The 21,647-nt window shown below is 62.4% G+C and carries 11 protein-coding genes; 8 read left to right on the top strand and 3 right to left on the bottom strand.

The features are described from left to right. Nucleotides 1-67 precede the first annotated feature (67 nt). Together ABD937_RS04955 and ABD937_RS04960 are read right to left on the bottom strand one after the other, a co-directional pair. The gene (locus ABD937_RS04955) at nucleotides 68-9,946 is read right to left on the bottom strand and encodes a Kelch repeat-containing protein (RefSeq protein ID WP_345253866.1); all 9,879 of its coding nucleotides are present in this window, start codon (nucleotides 9,944-9,946) and stop codon (nucleotides 68-70) included. A gap of 49 nt (nucleotides 9,947-9,995) precedes the next feature. Continuing rightward, nucleotides 9,996-10,349: a DUF4907 domain-containing protein gene (locus ABD937_RS04960; RefSeq protein WP_345253867.1), complete on the bottom strand. Its 354-nt coding sequence runs from the start codon at nucleotides 10,347-10,349 to the stop codon at nucleotides 9,996-9,998. A 161-nt stretch (nucleotides 10,350-10,510) separates the two neighbouring features. Here ABD937_RS04960 and ABD937_RS04965 point away from each other — a divergent pair, with 161 nt between their 5' ends. Both ABD937_RS04965 and ABD937_RS04970 read left to right on the top strand, forming a co-directional pair. Continuing rightward, a complete protein-coding gene (locus ABD937_RS04965) occupies nucleotides 10,511-11,140 on the top strand; it encodes a LuxR C-terminal-related transcriptional regulator (RefSeq protein ID WP_345253869.1) in 630 nt (209 codons plus the stop codon). Then, a complete protein-coding gene (locus ABD937_RS04970; RefSeq protein WP_345253871.1) occupies nucleotides 11,140-14,178 on the top strand; it encodes a sensor histidine kinase in 3,039 nt (1,012 codons plus the stop codon). Before ABD937_RS04965 ends, ABD937_RS04970 begins: the two co-directional genes overlap by 1 nt. A 380-nt stretch (nucleotides 14,179-14,558) precedes the next feature. On the opposite strand, the gene ABD937_RS04975 is transcribed toward ABD937_RS04970, so the two are convergent. Beyond that, the gene (locus ABD937_RS04975; protein WP_345253873.1) at nucleotides 14,559-15,329 is read right to left on the bottom strand and encodes a DUF72 domain-containing protein; all 771 of its coding nucleotides are present in this window, start codon (nucleotides 15,327-15,329) and stop codon (nucleotides 14,559-14,561) included. 117 nt (nucleotides 15,330-15,446) lie between these two features. Between ABD937_RS04975 and ABD937_RS04980 the strand changes: the two genes are divergently transcribed. From ABD937_RS04980 to ABD937_RS05005, 6 genes are all read left to right on the top strand, one after another. After that, the gene (locus ABD937_RS04980; RefSeq protein ID WP_345253875.1) at nucleotides 15,447-17,261 is read left to right on the top strand and encodes a glycoside hydrolase family 13 protein; all 1,815 of its coding nucleotides are present in this window, start codon (nucleotides 15,447-15,449) and stop codon (nucleotides 17,259-17,261) included. 304 nt (nucleotides 17,262-17,565) lie between these two features. Further along, the gene (gene kaiC, locus ABD937_RS04985; protein ID WP_345253877.1) at nucleotides 17,566-19,290 is read left to right on the top strand and encodes a circadian clock protein KaiC; all 1,725 of its coding nucleotides are present in this window, start codon (nucleotides 17,566-17,568) and stop codon (nucleotides 19,288-19,290) included. Then, on the top strand, nucleotides 19,274-19,624 hold the full coding sequence (locus ABD937_RS04990; RefSeq protein WP_345253879.1) for a circadian clock KaiB family protein: 351 nt from the start codon (nucleotides 19,274-19,276) through the stop codon (nucleotides 19,622-19,624). The genes kaiC and ABD937_RS04990 overlap by 17 nt, the downstream gene beginning before the upstream one ends. A 1-nt stretch (nucleotide 19,625) precedes the next feature. After that, on the top strand, nucleotides 19,626-19,937 hold the full coding sequence (locus tag ABD937_RS04995) for a circadian clock KaiB family protein (RefSeq protein WP_345253881.1): 312 nt from the start codon (nucleotides 19,626-19,628) through the stop codon (nucleotides 19,935-19,937). 1 nt (nucleotide 19,938) lies between these two features. Further along, nucleotides 19,939-21,240, top strand: a complete 1,302-nt coding sequence (locus tag ABD937_RS05000) for a sensor histidine kinase (protein ID WP_345253883.1) — start codon at nucleotides 19,939-19,941, stop codon at nucleotides 21,238-21,240. Further along, the gene (locus ABD937_RS05005) at nucleotides 21,240-21,638 is read left to right on the top strand and encodes a response regulator (protein WP_345253884.1); all 399 of its coding nucleotides are present in this window, start codon (nucleotides 21,240-21,242) and stop codon (nucleotides 21,636-21,638) included. The genes ABD937_RS05000 and ABD937_RS05005 overlap by 1 nt, the downstream gene beginning before the upstream one ends. Nucleotides 21,639-21,647 lie beyond the last annotated feature (9 nt).

Here is a 21,647-nt window from a genome sequence, read left to right on the forward strand (position 1 = left end):
ACAAAAGATCCCCGCTACCAACGTAGCCGGGATCTTAATTATTCATTGTGAAGATGCGCGCAGCAAGCTACAGCTTGACGACCTTCCGCTGCACCCTTGTGCCATGCTCCTTCCCGATCAGCTCCACCAGGTACACGCCTGCGGGGTAGCCGCTGAGGTCGATCGTGTGCCGGTTACCGCTGAACGACGCGGGCCGTTGCAGGGCCTGGCCGTTCTGATCGGTGATCCGCACCAGGAAAGAACCTTCCGGACCTGTATAGGAGATCGTAGCCCGCCCTTGCGTGGGATTAGGCCCGATGGTGACCGCGCTTTCAAGCGACGCCGCTTCAGGCGCGCGCTCCGCGTCGCCGGTGCCCTTCACCTGTGCCACACACTGCGCCACTTGGTACTGGAACGTCATGGGTGCGCCCGTGCACTTGTAGGCTACCGGCGTCACTACGATGTTCGCAGTCACCGGGCCCGGAGCCGGGCTCGTGGTGAGGAACGAAGGCACGCTGTTGATGCCTCGCGTTGCCAGCAGACCGGTTCCCGTAGAACTACTGGTCCAGCTATAGGCGGTCGCGGCTACGGTGCCAGTGAATCCAATGGCACTGGTGGCAACGCCGCCGCAATACAGCTGGTTCGGCACCGACGTTACCGTAGGCGTCGGGTTTACGGTAATGCGGAAGGAGATGCTGCGTCCCGGGCAGCTGGCGCCGGCGGCAGCGAGCGGCGTTACCCGGATCGTGCCGCTGATGGGCACCACGCCCGTGTTGGTGGCGACAAAAGACGGAAGTCCGCTGCTGTTGCCCGACGCCACCAGGCCGATCGCGGGATTGCTGTTGGTCCAGCTATAGCCGGCAGCACCGCTGAAAACAACCGGCTGCGTGTTGGTGCCGTTACATACGGTGATGTTCGATACCGTGTTCATAGTAGCCAACGCTTCCACCGTAAGCTGGGTGCTGGTGCTGGTGGCACAGCCCGGCGCCGGGCCTCCCAGCGTGTAGGTTACCGTATAAATACCGGCGGCCGATACGGCCAGGTTGATGGCGCCCGTTGTGGCATTGAGGGCAAGGCCCGCAGGAGTTGCCGTGAACGTGCCGCCGGCAGAGCCGGTGCGGCGCACGTAGGCCCAGGACTTCGCGCAATACGACGCAAGCGGGTAAGCGATGGTGCCCGCCGACGGGCTAACCGTGTAGATGAAGCCCTCGCTCCTTCCCGCGCAGCCGCCGGCCGTAGGGAACACGTTGATATACGCCTGCTCATTGGCCAGGGACCCATTCTGCGCTGTAAAGGCGGGAATGTTGCCTGTTCCGGAAGCGCCCAATCCAATCCCCGGGTTTGAATTGGTCCAGCGAATGCTGGTACCGGCAAGGGAGCTGATGAACGTAACAGGCGTGGTGGCGGTGCCTGCGCAAAGCGCCTGATTGGACAGGAGGTCAATCGTGGGACGCGGCTTCACGGTGATCCGGAAGATCCTGCGGCGGGGATCCTTGCAGCCCGTGCCACCACTGGCCGTTACGGTAATCGTAGCAATGAGGGACGTGGTGCCGGCGTTGCTGGACTCAAAGCTGATGTAGTCGCCTGCACCAGACGCCCCCAGCCCGATGCTGTCATTGGAATTGGTCCAGGTATAGTTCTGCCCGGCAGGTCCGCTGAAGTGAACCGGTGCCAGCGAGGCGCCCGCACAGATCACCTGGTTCGGGATCGGGTTGATGAAGACGGTGGGCCGGATCGAGACTTCTGTGGTGACCGGGGTGCCATAGCCGCTGACGGCGGGGCTGTAGGTGACCACGTAGGTGCCCGGCAGGGAAAGCGCCAGGTCGATGGCCCCGGTAGCGGAGTTGATCGAAAGGCCGGGGGCGGCCGAATACGTGCCACCGGCAGAGCCGGTCAGGGTCACGGAGGCGGTGCCGGTGAGTGCGCAATAGGGTGAGCCTTCGTAGGTGATCGCGGCCGAGAAGGGGCTGCTGATTTCGACGTTCGCCGTGGCGCTGTATGCGGCGCAGCTGCCCGAGGCGGCTATCGTATAGGTCACCACATACGTGCCGACGCTGGAGGCAACCAGGTCGATGGCGCCGGTGCTGCCGTCGATGCTGAGGCCTGAAGCAGACGTGTAGCTGCCGCCCGGTTTGCCGCTGTGCGTTACCGCTGCCGTTCCGGATCCTGCCAGGTAAGGCGATCCCGGGTAGCTGATGGCGGCGTTGGGCTGCTCCTCAACCACGATCGTGACAGCGCCGCCGGGAGCCGCGCTGCAACCCGATGCACTTTGCACGCTTACGAGCGCATAGGTGAACGATCCGGCCGTGCCGGTAGGTACGGGCACCGAAACCGAAGAGCCGGTGCTGGTCGTCGCGGTCTGAACCGGGCCGCCATTGATGCTGTAGGTAAACGTGTACGGGATGATGGCGCCGGTACCGATAAAGGTGACCTGCGCTGTTCCGTTCTGGCACACGGTGGCAGTGCCGCTGATGCTGGCCGCCGGCGCGCTGGCGAGCAGCAGCTTCGGCGCGGAGGTGCCGGTGCAGCCGTTGGCGTAGGTAACGACGACCTTATACTCGCCCACCAGGGTGGCCGAATAGGTTTGCGCGGTAGCCCCGTTGATCCGCGCGTTTCCGTAGAACCACTGGTAGCTTGCTGCGTCCGATGCGGTAAGCGTCACGCTGCCGCCGCTGCACACGTAGGTGGCGCCGCCTGCGTCGATCGTCGGCACCACGGACAGCGGCCTGAACGTGGCCGTGATCGAATGATCCGCACCCAGGTTGTCGAAGGTGTAGGAAGTGACCGGGCCCACCGAAACGAAGTCGACCTGCACATCTTCGATTTCATAGCAGGCGTTGGGCGTGATCGTAAAGGTCCTCGTCGATCCGGCGCACAGCGTATGAATGCCGCCGGGGGTGATCGTACCGTTGGTGCCGCCGCCGACCAGGATCTGGTAGGTGGGGTCAATGGTAATGGGGGCCGTGGTCGAGAATGCCGGACAGCCGTTGGCAGCCGGGATCGTATACGTCACCGTATAGGTTCCGGGCGTGCTGCCCGGGAGGGAAACCGCACCGGTAGCCGCATGGAGCGCGAGGCCCGCAGGCGCGCTGAACACGCCGCCGGCACTGCCGTCGAGGGCCACGGTGGCCGTAGCGCCGGAAACGCAGTTGGAGAAGCCGTACGCGATCGCCGCCGAAGGCAGCGGGTTCACGACCACCCGCACCGAATCGGTAGCCGTGCAGCCGAAGGCGTTGGAGACCGCAACCGTGTAGGTGGTTGTATGGGCCGGAACAATCCCTGCCGGGGCCGACGCCGCCGAGGTAAAGCCAGCCGGTGAGGATGTCCAGCTGTAAGTGGACAGGGGGCTGCCCGACACCTTCACGTTGTCGATCGCCCACCAGTTCGTCTGCCAGGCCGCATTGTAGTCGAAGCGGATCCGGACATTCGGCTGGTTGACGTAGTTGCTCAGGGAAAGGGTTTGAAGCGTCATCTGGTAGGCGTCTACAACGCCTCCTGTGCCAACGCTGGTCGAGTTGTTGAGGTACACCGTCTTCCAGGTGCTGCCATCGGTGGACACCTGCACGCGGATGGAGTCGTAGGCGTACGGGTTGTGGTTGTAGTTGTGGTAGAACGTTAGTGTCGCGTCCGAAAGTCCGACCGTGCTGAACGCCGGCGACTGCAGCGTTGTACGGGTCGTGCCGCCGTAATCGAGGTTCACGCTGAGGCTGATGTAGTGCTGCGTGTTGTCGTTGCTTTTCAGGCTTCCGTCGGAGGCCCTCAGGTTCCAGGCCGTCGAAGATGCGTTGCCGCCGACACTGTTGTTGATCCGCGTCCAGCCGTTGGTGGCGCTGTTGAATTTTTCGTCCAATACCACCGTGGACGGCGAGCCCGAGGTAGCCGAAGCCGACAGGCTGATGGCAGTGCCCGCGCATACCGTAGTGGCGCTTGCGCCCACGGTCAGGTTTGCCGGAAGCGGGTTGACCGACAGCACCAGGGTGGCGGCACTGTCGCAGCCGACGCTGTTGAGCAGGTGGGCCGTTTGGCTGCCCGCCGTGGTGAAGACGACACCGTTCCAGGTATAAGGAAGTGCGGAGGCACACAGCGTCAGGTTGCTTGAAGAGGTGCTCGCCGCTCGTACGGTCACCGTATAGGAGGCGATGCTGTCGCAACCGGCGCTGTTGACCAGCGTCCGCGTTTGCGTGCCCGCGCTATGGAAGGTGAGGCTGTTCCACGTAAAGGGGAAGCTGCCCGGGCAAACACTGGTGGTGGTCTGCGACGTGCTCGTTGCGCTCAGCGACAGGTTCAGCGTGGCGAGGCTGTCGCAGTTGACGCTGTTCGTGAGGCGCGCCGTGCGGCTGCCGGCAGCAGTGATGTTGAGGCCGTTCCAGACAAACGGAAGCGCAGACGGGCAAACAGACAGGTTCGTGGTAGAGCTGCTTGTTGCCTTTGCCGTGAGCACCACGCTCGCCGAAGCGCTGCAGCCGGCACTGTTCGTTGCCTGCACCGTGTAGGTGCCCGACTGGGTCGGCGTTACGCCCGCCGGATTCTGGAGCGCCGAGCTGAAGCCGGCCGGTACCGAAGACCAGCTGTAGGCAAGCGGCGCGGCGGTGCCCGTGATTTTCACGTTGTCGAGGGTCCAGTAGTAATCGTAGGTCGCGCTGTAATGGAAGCGGAGCATGAGCGCAGGCTGGTTGACGTACGCATTCAGCGACACCGTGGCCGGCTCGAAGGCCGAGCTGCTGCCCTGGATGCCGAGCGTGCGGAAATACACGTTCTTCCAGGTACTGCCGTAATCGGTGGATACCTGGATCCGGATCGAATCGTTGTTGTTGCTGACGAAGTGATGGTAGAAGCCGAGCGACGCGGTGGTGAAACCGACGGTGCTGAATACGGGCGACTGGAGGTAGGCGTTCGTGGTCGACCCGATGCCCTGTGCACGGCTGTTGCTGAGGTACAGCATCGAATTGTCGTTGCTGCGGAACGTCTGGTTCAACTCGGGGTATACGTACCCGCTGGCGCGGATGGTCCAGGCCGACTGGGCAGGCGTGCCGCCCGTGCCGAGGTTCTGCGTGGTCCAGCCCGGTGCGCCGTTGTTGAACTGCTCCTCGAAGATGACGGTGCCCGCCACCCCGGATGCGGTGAGGTTGACGGTGGACCCGACGCAGAACGAGGTGACCGACGCGGCCGCCGTTACACTGGTGGGCCTTGCGGAGACCGCCAGGTGGAGCGTTGCGGCGCTGTCGCATCCGTAGGCATTGGTGAGCATCTTCACCTGCGTGCCCGCCGAAGTAAAGACGAGCCCGTTCCAGGTATAGGGCAGCTGGTTATCGCAGATGGTCAGGTTGGTGACCGAGCTCGTGCTCGAGGTTTGTACCGAAAGCACCAGCGTGGCTGCGCTGTCGCAGGCGGCGCCGGTCGCGATCAGCTTCGTTTTGGTGCCGGCCGCGGTAAACACGAGCCCGTTCCACGTAAAGGGCAGGCCCGACGGGCAGATCGTGAGGTGCGTAACCGAGCTGCTTTGCGCCCCGATGGTCAGGTGCAGCGTGGCCAGGCTGTCGCAGTTACCCGCAGTGCGGATCGTTGCGGTCTGGGTGCCTGCTGTCTCGAACACGAGCCCGTTCCAGGTATACGGCATGCTGCTCGGGCATACGGTGAGGTGGGTGACCGAAGTAGGATTGGTAGCGTTCATCGTAACGGCGACGTGGCGCGTCGCGGCGCAGTAGCCATTGGTCACGTTCAGCGTGTAAACCGTGCTTTGGGTCGGGCTGAAGGCGGGCGGATGCTGCAGGCTCGAGGTAAAGCCGGCCGGAGCCGAGGTCCAGCTGAAGGTGCTGGCGGCGATGGTACCCGTCACGACCACGTTGTCGATCGACCACCAGTAATTGGAGTAGCCCCCGGGCATCGGTGTTCCGTTGTATACGAAGCGCAGGCGCAGGGTGGCCAAGTTGAGGTAGCCGTTCAGCGAAATGGTTTGCTGGGAGAACAGCGAGTTGAACCCGACGCTCGCATTCTTGTTGACGTACAGGTTCGTCCAGGTCGTGCCGTCGTTGGAGATCTGCACGCGGATCGAGTCGTTTGCGAAATTATTCTGGTGGGTAAACTGGTGGTAGAAGTTCATGGAGGCGCTCGTCAGTCCCACCGTGCTGAACAGCGGCGATTGCAGGATCGTATGCGTGGTCACGGCGGTGCCTTGCGCATAGCTGCTGGTCATATAGAACGCCGAATTATCGTTCGACGTAAATGCGGGCAGGCCGAAATAGGGCTCGTAGGCATGTGGCCGAAGGGTCCAGGCAGCGCTGTCGGTCAGCCCGCCGCTGCTCAGGTTGATCTTCGTCCAGTCGTTGTGCGTGCTGTTGAAACCTTCCTTCAGCACGGTCACCGTGGCACCGGAGCTTGCGGCGGCGCTGAGGCTGATCACGGCGCCTGGGCAAACCGAGGTAGCCGTAGCGGTAGCCGTCGTCACCGAGGCGGTGGTAGCCAGGTTCAGGGTAACGGCGCTGTCGCAACCGGCGGCATTGGTAAAATGAACCGTGTTGCTTCCGGCGGCGTTGAAGACCACCCCGTTCCAGGAATAAGGCAGGGCCGACTCGCAGATCGTCAGGTTTTGGGTATAGGTGCTTACGAGCTTCACCGTGAGGTTGAGCGTGGCGGCGGAGTCGCAGCCCACCGAGTTGGTGAAGTGCGCGGTTTGCGCGCCGCCCGTGTTGAAGACGAGGCCGTTCCAGGTGAACGGCAGTTCGGGCGGGCAGATGCTGATGTTGGTGGTGGAGCTGCTGGCGAGGCGCACGGTGAGCACCAGCTTTGCCAGGCTGTCGCAGCCGGCGGCATTGGTCAGGTGCGCGATCTGCGTGCCCGCGCCGGAGAAGCTGAGGCCATTCCACTGGAACGGCAGCTCACTGGGGCAGATGCTGATGCGGGTAGTAGAACTACTGGTATCTTTTACCAGCACCGATACCGTGCCCGAGGAAGCGCCGCAACCGAAATTGTTCGCCAGCGTAACGGTGTACGACGTGGTACCCGGTACCAGCGCAGGAACAATGCCGGTCGGGTTCTGGGCAGTGGAATGGAAACCGGCAGGGCTCGAGGTCCAGGTGAAATTGTTGGATTTACTCACGCCCTTGATCACGATGTTATCGATGGCCCAGCGGCCCATGCCGCCATAAGCGCCGTAGTTGAAGCGTACCACTACAGACGGCTGGTTCATGAACTGATCCAGGCTCACCGTTTGGTTGCGGAAGCCAAGCGAGTCCATGGCGTCGCCTACGGTGATGGTATTATTGAGGTATACGTTCGTCCAGCTTTGGCCGTTGTCGATCGAAACCTGGACCCGGATGGAATCGCTGTTCTGGTAGTTGCCGTAATAGTAGTGATGCCAGAACGACAGGGAACCCGAGTTCATACCTACCGTGCTGAACATCGGCGACTGCAGCGTCGAGTTCGTCACATCGTTCGAAAAGCGTCCGCTGCTGCTGGTGAGGTAGAACGGGGAATTGTCGTTGCTGTACATCCCCTGGAACCCGCTCGGAGCGATCTCCGACCGGCCGTATTCGTAGGAGTTGGCAGTGGTGATGAGCCAGGACGGCGCGCCGCTGTTGAAGTGCTCGCTCAGGATGACCGTCGTATCGCTCGTGGCCGCGGTTGAGGCGGTAGCGGTGAGGCTGATCGCTCCGCCCCTGCAAATAGCGGTAGCGCTGATGCCCGCCGCCACGGTGCCGGCCGCTGCCGACTTGACGGCAATGTTGGAGCCGTTGTCGCTGCCAAAGGTCTCGCTCGATGTAGCCACTACGCGGATGCGGTAGCCTGCGCCCACGGCGGTGTTTGCCGGGATGGTGGCCGCGATGCTTCCGCCAGCCGTTCGCGTGGAGCCGATGGCAACCGGGTTGGCAAAGGAGCCGTACGCATCGCTCAGTTGCGCGATGAATTCGTTCTCGCTGTTGTAGCCGCCCGGGCAAGCGCCGGTTGAGAACGGAACGCTGATGGCAGCACCCGCGCAGAACGCGTTCCCCGCAATGGAACCCGTAGTAATACGGCCGGTGTTCTCGGTGTACTCGTGCATGTCCTTATGGTACGTCGTACCCGACACACCGAGGCCGGTAAAGCCACGGTTGCCGAGACTGAAGCCAATGCCGTACGAGCGGGCGGCACCCGGGAAATTCTGGCTCGTCAGCCAGCCGTTGTTGGCGGGGTTGTATACGTAAAAGTCGTTGAGGTTGGTGGTACCGTTCCAGCCGGTGCCGATGTACCCGCGGCTGCCGTGGGCAAAGCCGACGGCGCCGGTGCGGGCGTTCACGGGCAGGGCGGGCTTGGCTGCCCAGGTGTTCGTGGCCGGGTTGTATTCCCAGAAGTCGTTGATGGCGCTGCTTCCGTTGAAGCCCGTGCCCATATAACCTTTCGCGCCGATGCCGAAGGCGACCGCTCCGGTACGGGCGGTGCCGGAAGCGCCGCCGCCGAAACTGGCTTTCGACGTCCAGGCATTGCTGAGCGGGTCGTATTGATAGAAGTCGTTGTAATAGGTAGTGCCGCTTACGCCGGTGCCGACATAGCCTTTGCCGGCGATGTTCATGGCCGCCGCTCCGTTTCGCGCGCTGCCGGGGAAAGAGGCCTTCGCCGTCCATACGTTCGTGAACGGGTCGTATTCCCAGAAGTCGTTCTTGTCGGCGCTGCCGTCGTTGCCGGTACCCACGTAGCCTTTCGTGCCGAGGCCCATACCAACGGCGCCCGCACGCGCGCCGCCACCGAAGTCGGCGAGCTGCGTCCAGGTATTCGTAGCCGGGTCGAACTGCCAGAAATCGCTCTTCGCGCCTGCTCCATCCTTGCCCAGGCCAACGTAGGCCTTATTGTTGATGACGAAGCCAACCGCATGGCTGCGGGCGGCTCCGCCAAAATCGATCTGCGGGTTCCAATTGTACGGCAACGTGTTGTCCACGATAACGACCACGGAATTATTGGACGTAATGGGATCGCTGCAGGTGTGTCCCGACGCCAGGTTGGTGACCGTAATGGTCGACGTGTTGCTCAGCGCCATGGTCGAAAACGTACCGGTGCCCGTAGCCGCGTTGAAGCTCATGAACGCGGTGTTACCCGTGGTGGCCGGGTTGCTCGTGCTGTAGGTAACCGTGTACGATCCGGTCGAAAGCGAGCTCGACCGGAGCGTGATGGTCGGTGTTCCCGAGCCGCAGAGGCGCGTTGCCAGCGGTGCTGCGGTGAGCCGGTAGGTAGGATAGCTGATGTAGAAGGTAACGATCCCGTCGGCGCCCCTGCCGCCCGGTTTGCGCGACGAGATGATGGGGAAGTGGGGCACGGTCTGGTAGCCGCCGCCGCCGCCGCCGTCGCCGGGCCGCAGGCCGGGAACGCCCCCGCCATAGCCGGCAAAGGGCGTGGGGTAGCCGCCGCCGGAGTTGTAGTTCGTAAAAGTAGGCGCCGCCGAAGGGCCGTAGGGGCCGCTGTTCGAAAGGCCGCCCTGGCCGCCCCGCTGCGTGGAGCCGTGGCCGCCATTGTTCGCGTAGCCGATGCCCGGGTCCGGAACGGGGTTCAGCGCCCGGTCGCCGCCGAAGCCGCTCCACCCGTAGATCCTGCCGCCGAAGGCGCCATAGGAGGCGTAGCCGCCGAACGCCGATCCCGTGCCGTCGCCGCCCCATTGCGGGTTGCCGTCACCGTCGATGATGCCCGCGGCACCGCCGACGCCCACGGCATAGCCGTAGCTGGTTCCGGCCGTTACCGACACCGGCCCGCCGTTCCAGTTGGCGCCGCCGCCGCCGGCCCCGCACCAGAAGGTGGGGGTATTGCCGGGGTTCTCCGTCATACCGCCACCCGAGCCGCCGCCGCCGGCGCCCCACAGCGAGACGTTCACCGTGGTGACACCCGCACCGAAGACGATATTACCCGAGGTGGTGAAGCTTTTGACGACCGTGGTTGTTTGTGCGATGCCGGGCAGGTAGATCGCCGTGCAGGCGAGCGACAGGATGGCGGCCAGGAACTTTCTCATAACAGTTATAGTGTGTTGGTAGAAATACTAGGGGGATGTCGTTACCGGGTCAGAGGGCACCCAGCTTTTTCATTTCGGCGATCGCGATGGTGGGTGGCATCCCTCCTTTCCGGAGCTTGTCCATCACCAGCAGGGCGACCTTCTCGGCGCTTTCTTTGTTTCTGAATCCCGTGGTGCCGGGAAGCCCCGGCACGCTCGGCTGGTGGATCACCATCCGGCCGTCGGCATAGATGTCGTAGCACCAGGTGCCCCCGGGCGCCGGGATGATCTTGTAGGCAAACTTTGACTTGCTGTAGGGCGATGCGGTGGTGGAGGTCGCCGCGGCAGGCCGGGCAGCGCCGGTTTGCGCGCGGCCACCGGTGGCGCTCAGGCAGGCGATCAGCAGCAGGAAGAGACGGGTCATAAGCGGTAGTCGGTTGAGGTCGGTAATTATTCTTGCCCCGCTGCCCCCGAAGACTTACCTTTTGGGCATTGGAATAAGCGAACAAACTTATCCCGCATAGGTGAAAGCCCTTGTAGTGCGCGCACTACAAGGGCTTCTCCCGGAGCGGACAACTTTGCAGTATGGAAACCCGCGACAAGCAGCCTTCGGTGTTGACCGCAGACGATCACACGATCGTGCGCACGGGCCTGCACATGTTGCTGCAGCTTCGTTTTGGCATCACGCACGTCTTTGAAGCCTCCTCCTGCGCCGGGCTCCTGGCGGGCCTTCGCCAGCACCGTCCCTCCCACCTGATCGTGGACAGTATTTTTACGGACGGCAACTCGCTGGAGCTGATGCCTGTGCTCACGGGGCTCTTTCCCGAGGTCCGGATCATGGTCTACAGCATGCTGCCGGAAGACGTGTATGCGCCGGCGTTCCGCAAATACGGGGTCAGGCACTACCTGCACAAGGGATCGGCCCAGGACAAGATCGAGGCCGCGCTCGCGCAGTTTCTTTTGCATGCGGCGCCGGTTGACACGCCGACAGCGCCCCCGGTGGAAAGCGACAACCCCTTTACGCAGCTTTCGCCGCGGGAGCTCGAAGTGCTCCATTACCTGCTGCGCGGCGACGCGATCGGCGACACCGCGAGCGCACTGAACCTCCACAAGAATACCGTGAGTACCATGAAGAGCCGCATCTTCGAAAAGACCGGCGCCACCAATTTGAAGGAGCTGATCGACAAAGCGTCCGCCAATCAAATTCATCCCTGATGCGGAAGCGCTGTGTGCTGTTTATCCTTTGTTTCATCGTGTATGCCGCAGGCGCCCAGCAGCGCTACTCGATCAGCCATTTCACCAACCGCGACGGGCTGCCCGCGAATTCCATCAAAGGCATGGAGTGGGACGCCCGCACCAGCCTCCTCTGGATCGGCACCGAAGGCGGGATCGTGCGCTGGGACGGGAGCAACTTCGAGATCAGCGGAAGCAAGGCAAGCCGGGTGCTGCAAATGGGTAGCACGGAGGGAAATCATAGCCCCTTCTATGCGGTATGCGACAACGATTCCGTGTACCTCATCGAGCAGGGGCGGGTACGCACCTGGTACCGGCACCGCGACGAGCTCGCGTTCCGCCAGCTCCATCTCCCCGACTCGGCAGAAATTTTCGCCCCCATCCGGAAAGGCCCCGGAACGATCATCTGGCCCGCCTGGCTCCTTCCCGTATCGGCTTCGCTCGATACGGTGCTGATCTTCTTCAACCGGAACGTATACCTGAGGGAAGGCCGGCAGGTACGAAAGCTGCTGGGTGCGGTCGGGGGCGCGCAGCTCCTGCGCATGCGCGGCCATGCGCTGGTGTACACGGAAAAGGGCCTGCTGCACTACGACCCGCAACGCAGGGAACTGCGCCCGACGGGCATTGCGGGCTTTCGTACGCCCGAAGATCATTTCATCCGCAACGACGGGGAGCGCCCACCGATGCTGCTCCGCAACGGTACGTTGTACCGCCTCGCCGCAGGCGCCGGCGACCGCTGGCGGCTCGACCCGGTGTGCACCCGCCTGCCGGCCGGCATCCAGCCCCAATTCGTCCGCGAGTTACCGCACCAGGGCATCATCGTGCTTGCCGACGCCATCAACGGGATCTATATGCTGCGGCAGCAGTTCATCCGCCAGCTCACCGACACAACCGGCACCATACCCTCGTCCCAGCTGGTCACCTACGGGCAGGCACTGCTCCCCGACGGGCGCATCCTGAGCCACAGCGGCGTCGTCTACGACCGCTCCGGGCCGATGCCCGGGAAAAACCTTCCGGTCGGGTCGTCGCCAAACCTGGTCCGGTTCCGCCAGCACCTCTATTTTGCCCCGCTGGGCAACCTGTTCCGCTTCCACCTCGGCACGGGAACGTCGGAGCAATTTGCTACGCCGTTCGAGAACGGCGACTGGAGCACGATGGTGGAGATGCGGAAGGAGCTCTATTTCATCGCGCACAGCCTGGTGGCACGGCTGTCGGGAAACGAGCTGCGGGAAGTATACCGTTTCCCGGAATCCCCCGGTGTGCCCCTGCTGCCGAACAACACGGCCATCGAGTGGTCGGCCGGCACCTTGCTGATCGGCTCCGGAAACTACGTGCGCTTCCTCGACGTCGACCGGAAAACCCTCCGATCGGTCAAGGTATCGGAAACGGCGCCCGTGCGGAACCTGTGGCGCACGGGGCAGGGCGTCTTTATCTGCACCTACGGCGATGGCCTCTTTCTCCTCCGGAACGACAGTTGCTACCGGCTGCCCTGGGACAAGTCGGGCCACCTGCGCTTCGCGCACGCGATCGTACCCGACGGACAGGGCGCCTGCTACATCAGCACCAACAACGGGATTTTCAAAGTATCCGAAAAAGCGCTATATGCGTCAGCACTCACCGGCGCGCCGGTGTATTACCATTACCTCGGAAAAGAAGACGGGCTCGAGCAGACCGAGCTCAACGGCGGCGGCCAGCCGGCCTACCTCCAGCTGCCCGACAAAACCCTGTCGTTCCCTTCGATCAACGGTCTTGTACAGTTTCATCCCGACTCGCTGCGGATCGGTCCGCCACCGGGCGTGATCCTCGTGAGCGCCACGGTCGACGGCCGCCCGATCGACAGCTTTCCGGCGCGGCTTGGCTCGGATGCGAAGCTGTTTCAGTTCGATGTGACAGTACCCTTTTGGGGTGCGCGTGAAAACCTCTATGCCTGGTACCGACTGCGCCGAAAGGGCGAGCCCGACGGCGCTAGCCGGTGGATCCCGTTCGACCCCGCGAGGCAGCGGGCCTTCACGTTCACCGCACTGAAGGCGGATCGATATGCTTTCGAGGTACGCACCTTCAAAGGGTTCACTTCCGGCGACTTCTCGGTACGCTCCTTTCCTTTCGACGTAGCGCCGCCCTGGTATGCCACCCTTCCCTTCCTGGTGCTTTGGGTGCTCCTGGGCTTCGCGCTGTCGTGGCTGCTCTTTTACGTACGCACCCGGCAGCTTCGTGCCCGCAGCGCCCAGCTCGAGACCACCGTGGCCCAGCGCACCCGGGAGATCGAGCTGCAGAAACAGCAGCTCGGGCAACAACTCAAGCTGGTATCCGAAGCCCACGACCTGAAGGAGCGCCTTATTGCGGTGATCAGCCACAACATCATTACGCCGCTGCGCTACATCCACCGGGCCACCACCATGATGCGCGACGACGCGCGCTCGCTCGACCCGGCGCTGCGCGAAAAAGCCGTCGATTCGATCAACGACACCTCGCTCGAGCTGGAGCTGCTTTCGGTGAACCTGCTCAACTGGATCCGGCTCCAGCACCAGCAGGTGCAGGCGGTACCCGAAGCCTTTACCTTTTCGGAGATCGCGGCGCACGTGCAGGGCCTGCTGGGAGCGGTCGCCCGGTCGAAAGGTCAAGCCATCGTGCTGCAGGGCGATGGCTCTATTTCGCTCTACCAGCTCAAGGATGCCCTGCAGGTGATCCTGTATAACCTGGTGCTGAATGCCATTACGCACTCCGGTGGCACTACCTGCACGCTGGAATGCAGGAAGGAAGGCACACAGGTACTCGTTTCGGTGGCCGACGATGGGCGTGGTATGCCCGAAGGCATGAAACGCAAGCTGGCCGGCGACCCCGCGGCACAGGGTACGCTCAAGGAAACCGACAACCAGGGAAAAGGATTCGGCTTTATCATCATACGCGATCTCGTGCGCTTCATCGGCGGATCGCTGCACCTGGAGCCGGCGAACCCCGGAACGCGGATCACGATTGTCTTTGGCAACCAGCCCTCCCCTTCCGGCAAGCACCCATCCTGAAATGTCCCGGCGTGCTCCGGCTCCCCCGTGCAACCGCTCCGCCATCGAAAAAAGACGCCGGTGCAGCTATGAAAAAAGGCCGGATGAAGATCCGGCCTGTCGATATGCACATGAGGAAACCCCATGAAAAGTTGGGTGCGCCGGCTGCAGTACCGGCCGCACGGATCGTATAGGGAGGGCCGCCGGATCAGGGGCGTGCGGGAGCCCGCGAACGGGCGAACAGGGCGAATATAGCGCGGCTGGCAGCGCTGCCTCGGCACAGTGTGCTGACCGGCACCATCCCGTTACCACCGGGGCTCCGCCCGCTGGCGCGCGGCTGATGCGCAGCTCCACGGCATCACAGGCAACCAGTTAGGCACATCACCCGGCAACCCCTCTTCCTACCGAAGCGGCGATGCCGACAGGTCCCTGCGTACAAGTGCATTCAGGGTCTGCAGGTTCTGCAAGGCGCCGCCGGCCGTGTTGTTGAAATACACGTACACGTCCTTCCCCTGGCGGAGCAGCGCCGATACCCGGGCGGCATGACCCTGCAGGAACTCGTCGTCGTAGGTGCCACGGTAGCCACCCTCGGGACCATGGTAGCGGAGGTAGGCCACGCGCTCCGGCGCAACCGTAAGCGGCGTGGCCGAGGCCGGCAGGTCTTGCGACACCAGGGTAACGCCGTGGCTCCGGAGCATCCGGTATACGGCGCTGTCGTACCAGCTCACGTCCCGTAGTTCTACGGCGATGCGCCAGCCGTCCGCATCGTCGGCCAGGTATTCGAGCAGACCTTCCAGCTCCTCCTGGCGCTCGCGCTTCACCGAAGGCGGCAGCTGCACGAGCAGGCAGCCTTTTTTGCTCCCGATGCCGTCGGCCACCTCGAGAAAGCGCGCGATGTCGTCGACAGAGAACTGCAGCCCTTTCGCATGCGTGATGGTCTTCGGCACCTTCAGCGTGAACCGGAACTCGTCGGGCACCTGCTCGGCCCACTTAACGACGGTGGCGGGCCGGGGCAGCTTGTAGAAGGTGGCATTGATCTCCACCGAAGTAAACAGCGAAGCATAATAGGTCAGCCGGCTCGCCCCCTTATACTCGGGCGGGTACTCTGCCTGCCGGAGCGGTACGAGGATATTGCTGGTGCCGGAGAAAAAGGATGCGGGGCGCTCACTCATACCAGCACGGCTGCAAAAGCTTTGCCCGGGTCGGTCCTCATGGTGCGTGCCGGCATCCTGTCCGGTGCTACCTTGTGGAAGATATGGCGACCCTGCCGCTTCCCTCAATTCACAACTATGTTCCGAAGAATTCTACTTTCCAGCCTGCCCGCACTGCTGCTCTCCACATCGCCGGTACACGCGCAACAGCCCCCCGACCACACACCCAGCTGGAGCAAGGGCACCGTGTGGTACCAGATCTTCCCCGAGCGCTTCCGCAACGGCGACCCGGCCAACGACCCGAAGAAGGAGGACCTGCGCGGCGCCTACCCCTTCGACGATACGTCGGCCTTTCAGATCCACCCCTGGACGAGCGACTGGTACCGCCTGCAGCCCTACGAACAGGAGAATAAGAAAGACATCTACTTCAACCTGCAGCGCCGGCGCTACGGCGGCGACATCCAGGGCATCATCGACAAGCTCGATTACCTGAAGGCACTCGGCGTGGAGTCGATCTACAGCACGCCGCTGTTCTGGTCGCCCTCTTCGCATAAGTACGACGCGCTCATGTACCACCACATCGACCCCACCTTCGGCCCCGACCCCGAGGGCGACAAGCGGCTCATGGCCACCGAGGACCCGCTGCGGCCGGAAACCTGGGTATGGACGAAGGCCGACCTGCTGGCCCTGAAGCTGATCGACGAGGTGCACAGGCGCGGCATGCGGATCATCTTCGACGGGGTGTTCAACCATGTGGGCATCCGCAACTTCGCCTTCCAGGACCTCGAGAAAAACCAGGAGCGCTCACCCTACAAGGACTGGTTCATCGTGCAAAGCTTCCGCGATTCGGCGAAGGGCACGCCCTTCCGTTACAAAGGCTGGTTCGGGGTGCGCACGCTGCCCGAGTTCCGCGAAGACAGCACCGGCATCGTAGCCGGTCCGAAACAGTATATCTTCAATGCCACGAAGCGCTGGATGAACCCGATGAACCGCGGCACGAAGCGGGGCATCGACGGCTGGCGCCTCGACGTGGCCTACGACGTCAGCCACGCCTTCTGGAAAGACTGGCGCCGGTGGGTGCGCTCCATCAACCCCGAGGCCTATATGACCGCGGAGCTCGTGGACCCGATCGAAAAAACGAGACCGTATTTACTTGGTGACGAATTTGATGCGACGATGAACTACAACTTCGCCTTCATCGTGCACGATTTTATGGTGCAGGACTCGCTAGCCTCCTCCGCGACCACCTTCGACAAGCGCCTGCGTGAGCTGCGCGAGGCCTTCGGCCGAGGCGTGGCGCTGAACATGCAAAACCTGATGAACAGCCACGATGCCACGCGCATCGGCAGCGCGGTGGCTAACCCCGACGGGCTCCGCTTCGGCGACTGGGGCAAGTATTTCAACTGGAGCCAGAAAAGCAACAACAAGAATTACAATGCGCGCAAGCCTACCCCGGAGCAGGTGAAGAAGCAGAAGCTGGTGGCCGCCTTCCAGGTGCTGTATACCGGCTCGCCCATGATCTATTACGGCGACGAGGCCGGCATGTGGGGCGCCAACGACCCCGACTGCCGCAAGCCGATGGTCTGGACCGAGCTCCGCTACGAGCCCGAAACCCGCAATCCCGACCAAAGCCTCCACGCGCCCGACACGGTGGCCTTTAACGCGGACCTGTTCCGTTGGTACCAGCGCTTTATCGGGCTGCGCAAAAAATACCGGTCGATCCGCCTCGGCGACTACCAAACGCTCCTGGCCGACGACAGCAGGCAGCTCTATGCCTTCAGCCGTACGCTCGGAACGGAAGAAGTGATCGTGGTGATCAACCGTGGAACTACGGACGCCTCGTTCCGGAACGTAAAGCTGAAGACCGGCAAGTACCGCGATGTGTTTACCCATGCAGCCACGCGCGTGGCTACGGTACCGCCGATGGGGATCGTGGTGCTCGCGAAGAAGTAAGGATGCCGGAAGCGCGCAACATGGGTTGTACGGATCGGTACGGGAGCGGATCCGGGCCCACCCGTTTCATCCGCACGACCTGTGTTCTTTATCCTGCCACCGGGAAAAGTCACGACGTGACCGGCGATCGAAAAAAACGGAGCACCGGATGCGATAACCCCGGCCAGAATGGCCGGCTAACCCGCTCATCCTCAACGCCCCATCTATAGCGGCTCCGCTTGACCGCTACCCAGAGCCTCAAACAAAATATTAGTTTTCAATGCATTAGGCATTTGGCTATTTTTAATGAATTAAACAGCCGCTCATGCCTCGCCCCAAAAAAAAGCCCGCCTCCGCCGAACTCAGCAAAACCCCCACCGGCATTACCGGATTTGACGAAATCACCCGGGGCGGCCTGCCCACCGGGCGGCCCTCGCTCATCTGCGGAGAAGCGGGCGCCGGAAAGACCCTGTTCTCCATCGAATTCATCGTGCGCGGCGCCACCGAGTTCGGCGAGCCGGGGGTCATCATGGCTTTCGAGGAAAAAGCGGAAGACCTCGAGACCAACGTCAGCTCACTCGGCTTCGACCTCCGGAAGCTGCAGAAGGACGGGCTCGTGTACATCGATCACGTGCACATCGACCGCAGCGAGATCGAGGAAACGGGCGAGTACGACCTCGACGGGCTGTTCATCCGACTCGGCTACGCCATCGACAGCATCGGTGCGAAGCGCGTAGTGCTCGACACGATAGAGAACCTGTTCGGCGGGCTCAGCAACGACGGCATTCTCCGGGCCGAGCTCCGACGCCTCTTCCGCTGGCTCAAGGACAAAGGCGTCACCACCCTGATCACGGGTGAGAAAGGGGACCGGCACCTTACCCGGCAGGGCCTCGAGGAATACGTTTCCGATTGCGTCATCCTGCTCCAGCACCGCGTGCAGGCCCAGATCTCCACGCGGCTCCTGCGCGTTGTGAAGTACCGGGGCTCGCTGCACGGCACCAACGAATATCCCTTCCTCATCGACGAGGAAGGCATCTCCGTATTACCGGTCACATCGCTCCACCTCGATAAGGAGATCTCCACGCAGCGTGTCTCCTCGGGCATCCCCACCCTCGACGATATGCTTTCGGGCAAGGGCTTTTTCCGCGGCAGCTCCATCCTCGTGTCCGGCACCGCCGGCACCGGCAAAACGAGCATCGCCGCCTACTTTGCCGACTCCGCCTGCAAGCGCCGGGAGCGCTGCCTCTACTTCGCCTTCGAGGAGTCGCCGCAGCAGATCGTGCGCAACATGCGCTCCATCGACATCGACCTGCAGGACCACATCAACAAGGGACTGCTGCAGATCCACGCGGCCCGCCCCACCACCTACGGGCTCGAGATGCACCTCGTGAACATCCACAAGCTGGTACGCAAGTTCAAGCCCCGCACCGTGATCCTCGACCCCATCACCAACCTCACCACCATCGGCAATATGATGGAGGTGAAGTCGATGCTGATCCGCCTCATCGACTTCCTGCAGCAGGAAGGCATCACCGTGATGTTCACCGCGCTCGTGTTCAACAACGATTCGTCGCTGCAGGCCGACGAAGGCGTGTCCTCCCTGGTGGATTCCTGGATCCTCGTGCGCGACATCGAATCGAACGGGGAGCGCAACCGGGGCATCTACATCATGAAGTCGCGCGGGATGCACCACAGCAACCAGGTGCGCGAGTTCGTGATCACGCAATCGGGCCTCGAGCTGGTGGATGTATACTTGGGCGCCAACGGCATCCTGGTGGGTTCGGCACGGGAGGCCCAGCAGCTCTCCGAGGCCACCGGAGTCGAGTTCCGCTCCCATGCCCTCACCCGGAAGGACCGGGAGATCGAGCGGAAGCGCGCCGTGCTCGAAGCCAAGATCGCTTCGCTGAAAGAGGAATTTGAATCGGTGGAAGAAGAGCTGAGCAAGTCGTTCTACGAGGAAGACCTGCGCCGGGAGATCATGGAAAAGAATCGCCTGCACGCGACCGAAAAACGTAACGCACGAAACACAGGAAATGGCAAAAGCAAGTAAACCCAGGAAAGAAAGCGCCGCCCCGAAAAGCGCCGCCCCGAAAAAGCCGAAGTCCGACAAATACCAGCTCCGGCTGTATATCGCGGGCAACACCGCCAAATCGGCAACGGCGCTCGCCAACCTCCGCAAGTATTGCGAGCAGCACCTCTGCGACCGCTACGAGCTGGAGGTCATCGACCTGCTGCTGCACCCGCAGCTGGCCGCGGGCGACCAGATACTGGCCGTACCCACGCTGGTGCGCAAGGTGCCGGTGCCCGTGCGCAAGATCATCGGCGACCTCTCCAACGAAGAAAGGGTGCTCGTAGGCCTCGACCTGCGCCCCGTAAAAAAATAGGATGAAAGCGCAAGACCCGGTCCCCCAGGATCCCGAAGCGGAAGCGGAGTACGTGCTCCGGCTGTTCATTACCGGCGCGACCCCCAACTCGCTCCGGGCGGTGAGCAATATCCGGGAGATCTGCGATAGGTACCTGGCCGGGCGCTATTCGCTCAAGATCATCGACGTGAGCCAGGAGGGCACCCTGGTGCAGGAAGAGCAGATCATCGCGCTGCCCCTGCTCGTAAAGAAAAGTCCAGGTCCCGAACGCAAATTGATCGGCGACCTTTCCCAAACCGAAAAAGTACTGAAAGCTCTCGGGCTGAACCCGTAATATGGAACGCCGCGCGCAAACGATAGAAGACCTGCTCCGCGAACTGGAAGAAACCCGCCAGCAGCTGTACGAGGCCGAGGAAACCATCGAGGCCATCCGCACCGGACAGGTAGACGCACTCGTGGTGCATAGCGAAGGCGTGCACCAGCTCTACACGCTGCAATCGGCCGACCATGCCTACCGCGTCTTCATCGAAAAGATGTCGGAAGGCGCCATCACGCTCAACGAATCCGGGCTCGTGCTGTATGCCAACACGCAGTTCGCCACGATGATCGGCCATCCCCTCTCCGGGATCATCGGCCTTCCCTTTCGCAACTTCCTGACGCCGGAATCGCACCCCGCTTACGACGAATTGTTCAGCGCATCGTGGAGTACGGACGTGAAAGCCGAAGTGGAATTGCTGGGCACCGGCTCCCGCGTACCCGTGCAGCTCTCGAGCACCGCCCTGGAACTCATTGAAGGCATCTCGCTCTGCGTCATCATTACCGACCTCACGGCGCAAAAGAACGTGCGGCAGCAGCTCGAGCACTCCAACCGGGAGCTCGACCAGCTCAACAAATCGCTGGAAGCGAGTAACCACGACCTGCAGCAATTCGCCTCGGTGGCCTCGCACGACCTTCAGGAGCCGCTGCGCAAGATCCAGATCTTCACCAACATACTCAGCAACTCCTGCCTCCACAAGCTGAATGCCGATGAAACGCGGTACCTCAACAAGGTCACCGCCTCGGCCAGCCGGATGAAAGAGCTCATCAGGGACGTCCTCAATTACTCGAAGCTGTCGGCAAGCGAGGAACGCTTTACCCGCACCGATCTGGACGTGATCGTGAAAGAGCTGCTGGAGGACCTCGAGCTGATGATCACCGAAAGGGGCGCGCGCATCAGCAATGCGGGCCTGCCGTCCGTGGACGCCAACCCCGGACAGATGCGCCAGGTGTTCCAGAACCTCTTGTCGAATGCGTTGAAGTTCTCCAGGCCCGGTATTGCACCCGAGATCCGGATCACGGGCAGGAAGCTGCTGCACCCCGGCTTCGACAGCGTGGAGCACCCCGAAGGCCCCTACTGCCTGATTTCCATTCAGGACAATGGCATTGGCTTCGACGAGAAGTATATCTACAAGATCTTCTCGCTTTTCGAGCGCCTGCACACCAAAGAACATTACGAGGGCACCGGGATCGGCCTGGCGATTACTAAGAAGATCGTGGACAAGCACCGCGGGCTGATCCAGGTACACAGTACTGAAGGGGTCGGCACGTGTTTCGAGATCATCCTGCCGGTGCTGCAACCCGAAAAAAAGCCAGCCTGATGCTCCCGAGAAAGATCCTGCTTGCAGCAGACGATTCCGACGACCGCGAACTGTTCCGGCTCTATGCCGCGGCGCGCCCGGTGCCCGGGCTCGTGCACGTGGCTGAAAATGGCGCGGAGGTGATCGAGCTTCTGTCCGACGGGCTCACGGGCACCGGGCTGCCCGACGTGATCGTGCTCGACCAGAACATGCCGCGCAAGAACGGGATCGAGACCCTGGCGGAACTAAAGCGCAGCCCCGCGTTCCGGGCGATCCCGGTGTTCATCTATTCTACCTATGCCAGCGAAGCGTTGCGTGTTCAATGCCTGCAGCTCGGAGCGCTTTCGGTATTCCAGAAACCCGATTCGCCGGAGGCCTATCAATACATAATCGACGGGATACTGCGGCTGATCAGCTAAGTACACGGA

This window comes from Flaviaestuariibacter amylovorans, assembly GCF_039541815.1.
In the GTDB taxonomy this organism is placed as follows: Bacteria; Bacteroidota; Bacteroidia; order Chitinophagales; family Chitinophagaceae; genus Flavisolibacter; species Flavisolibacter amylovorans.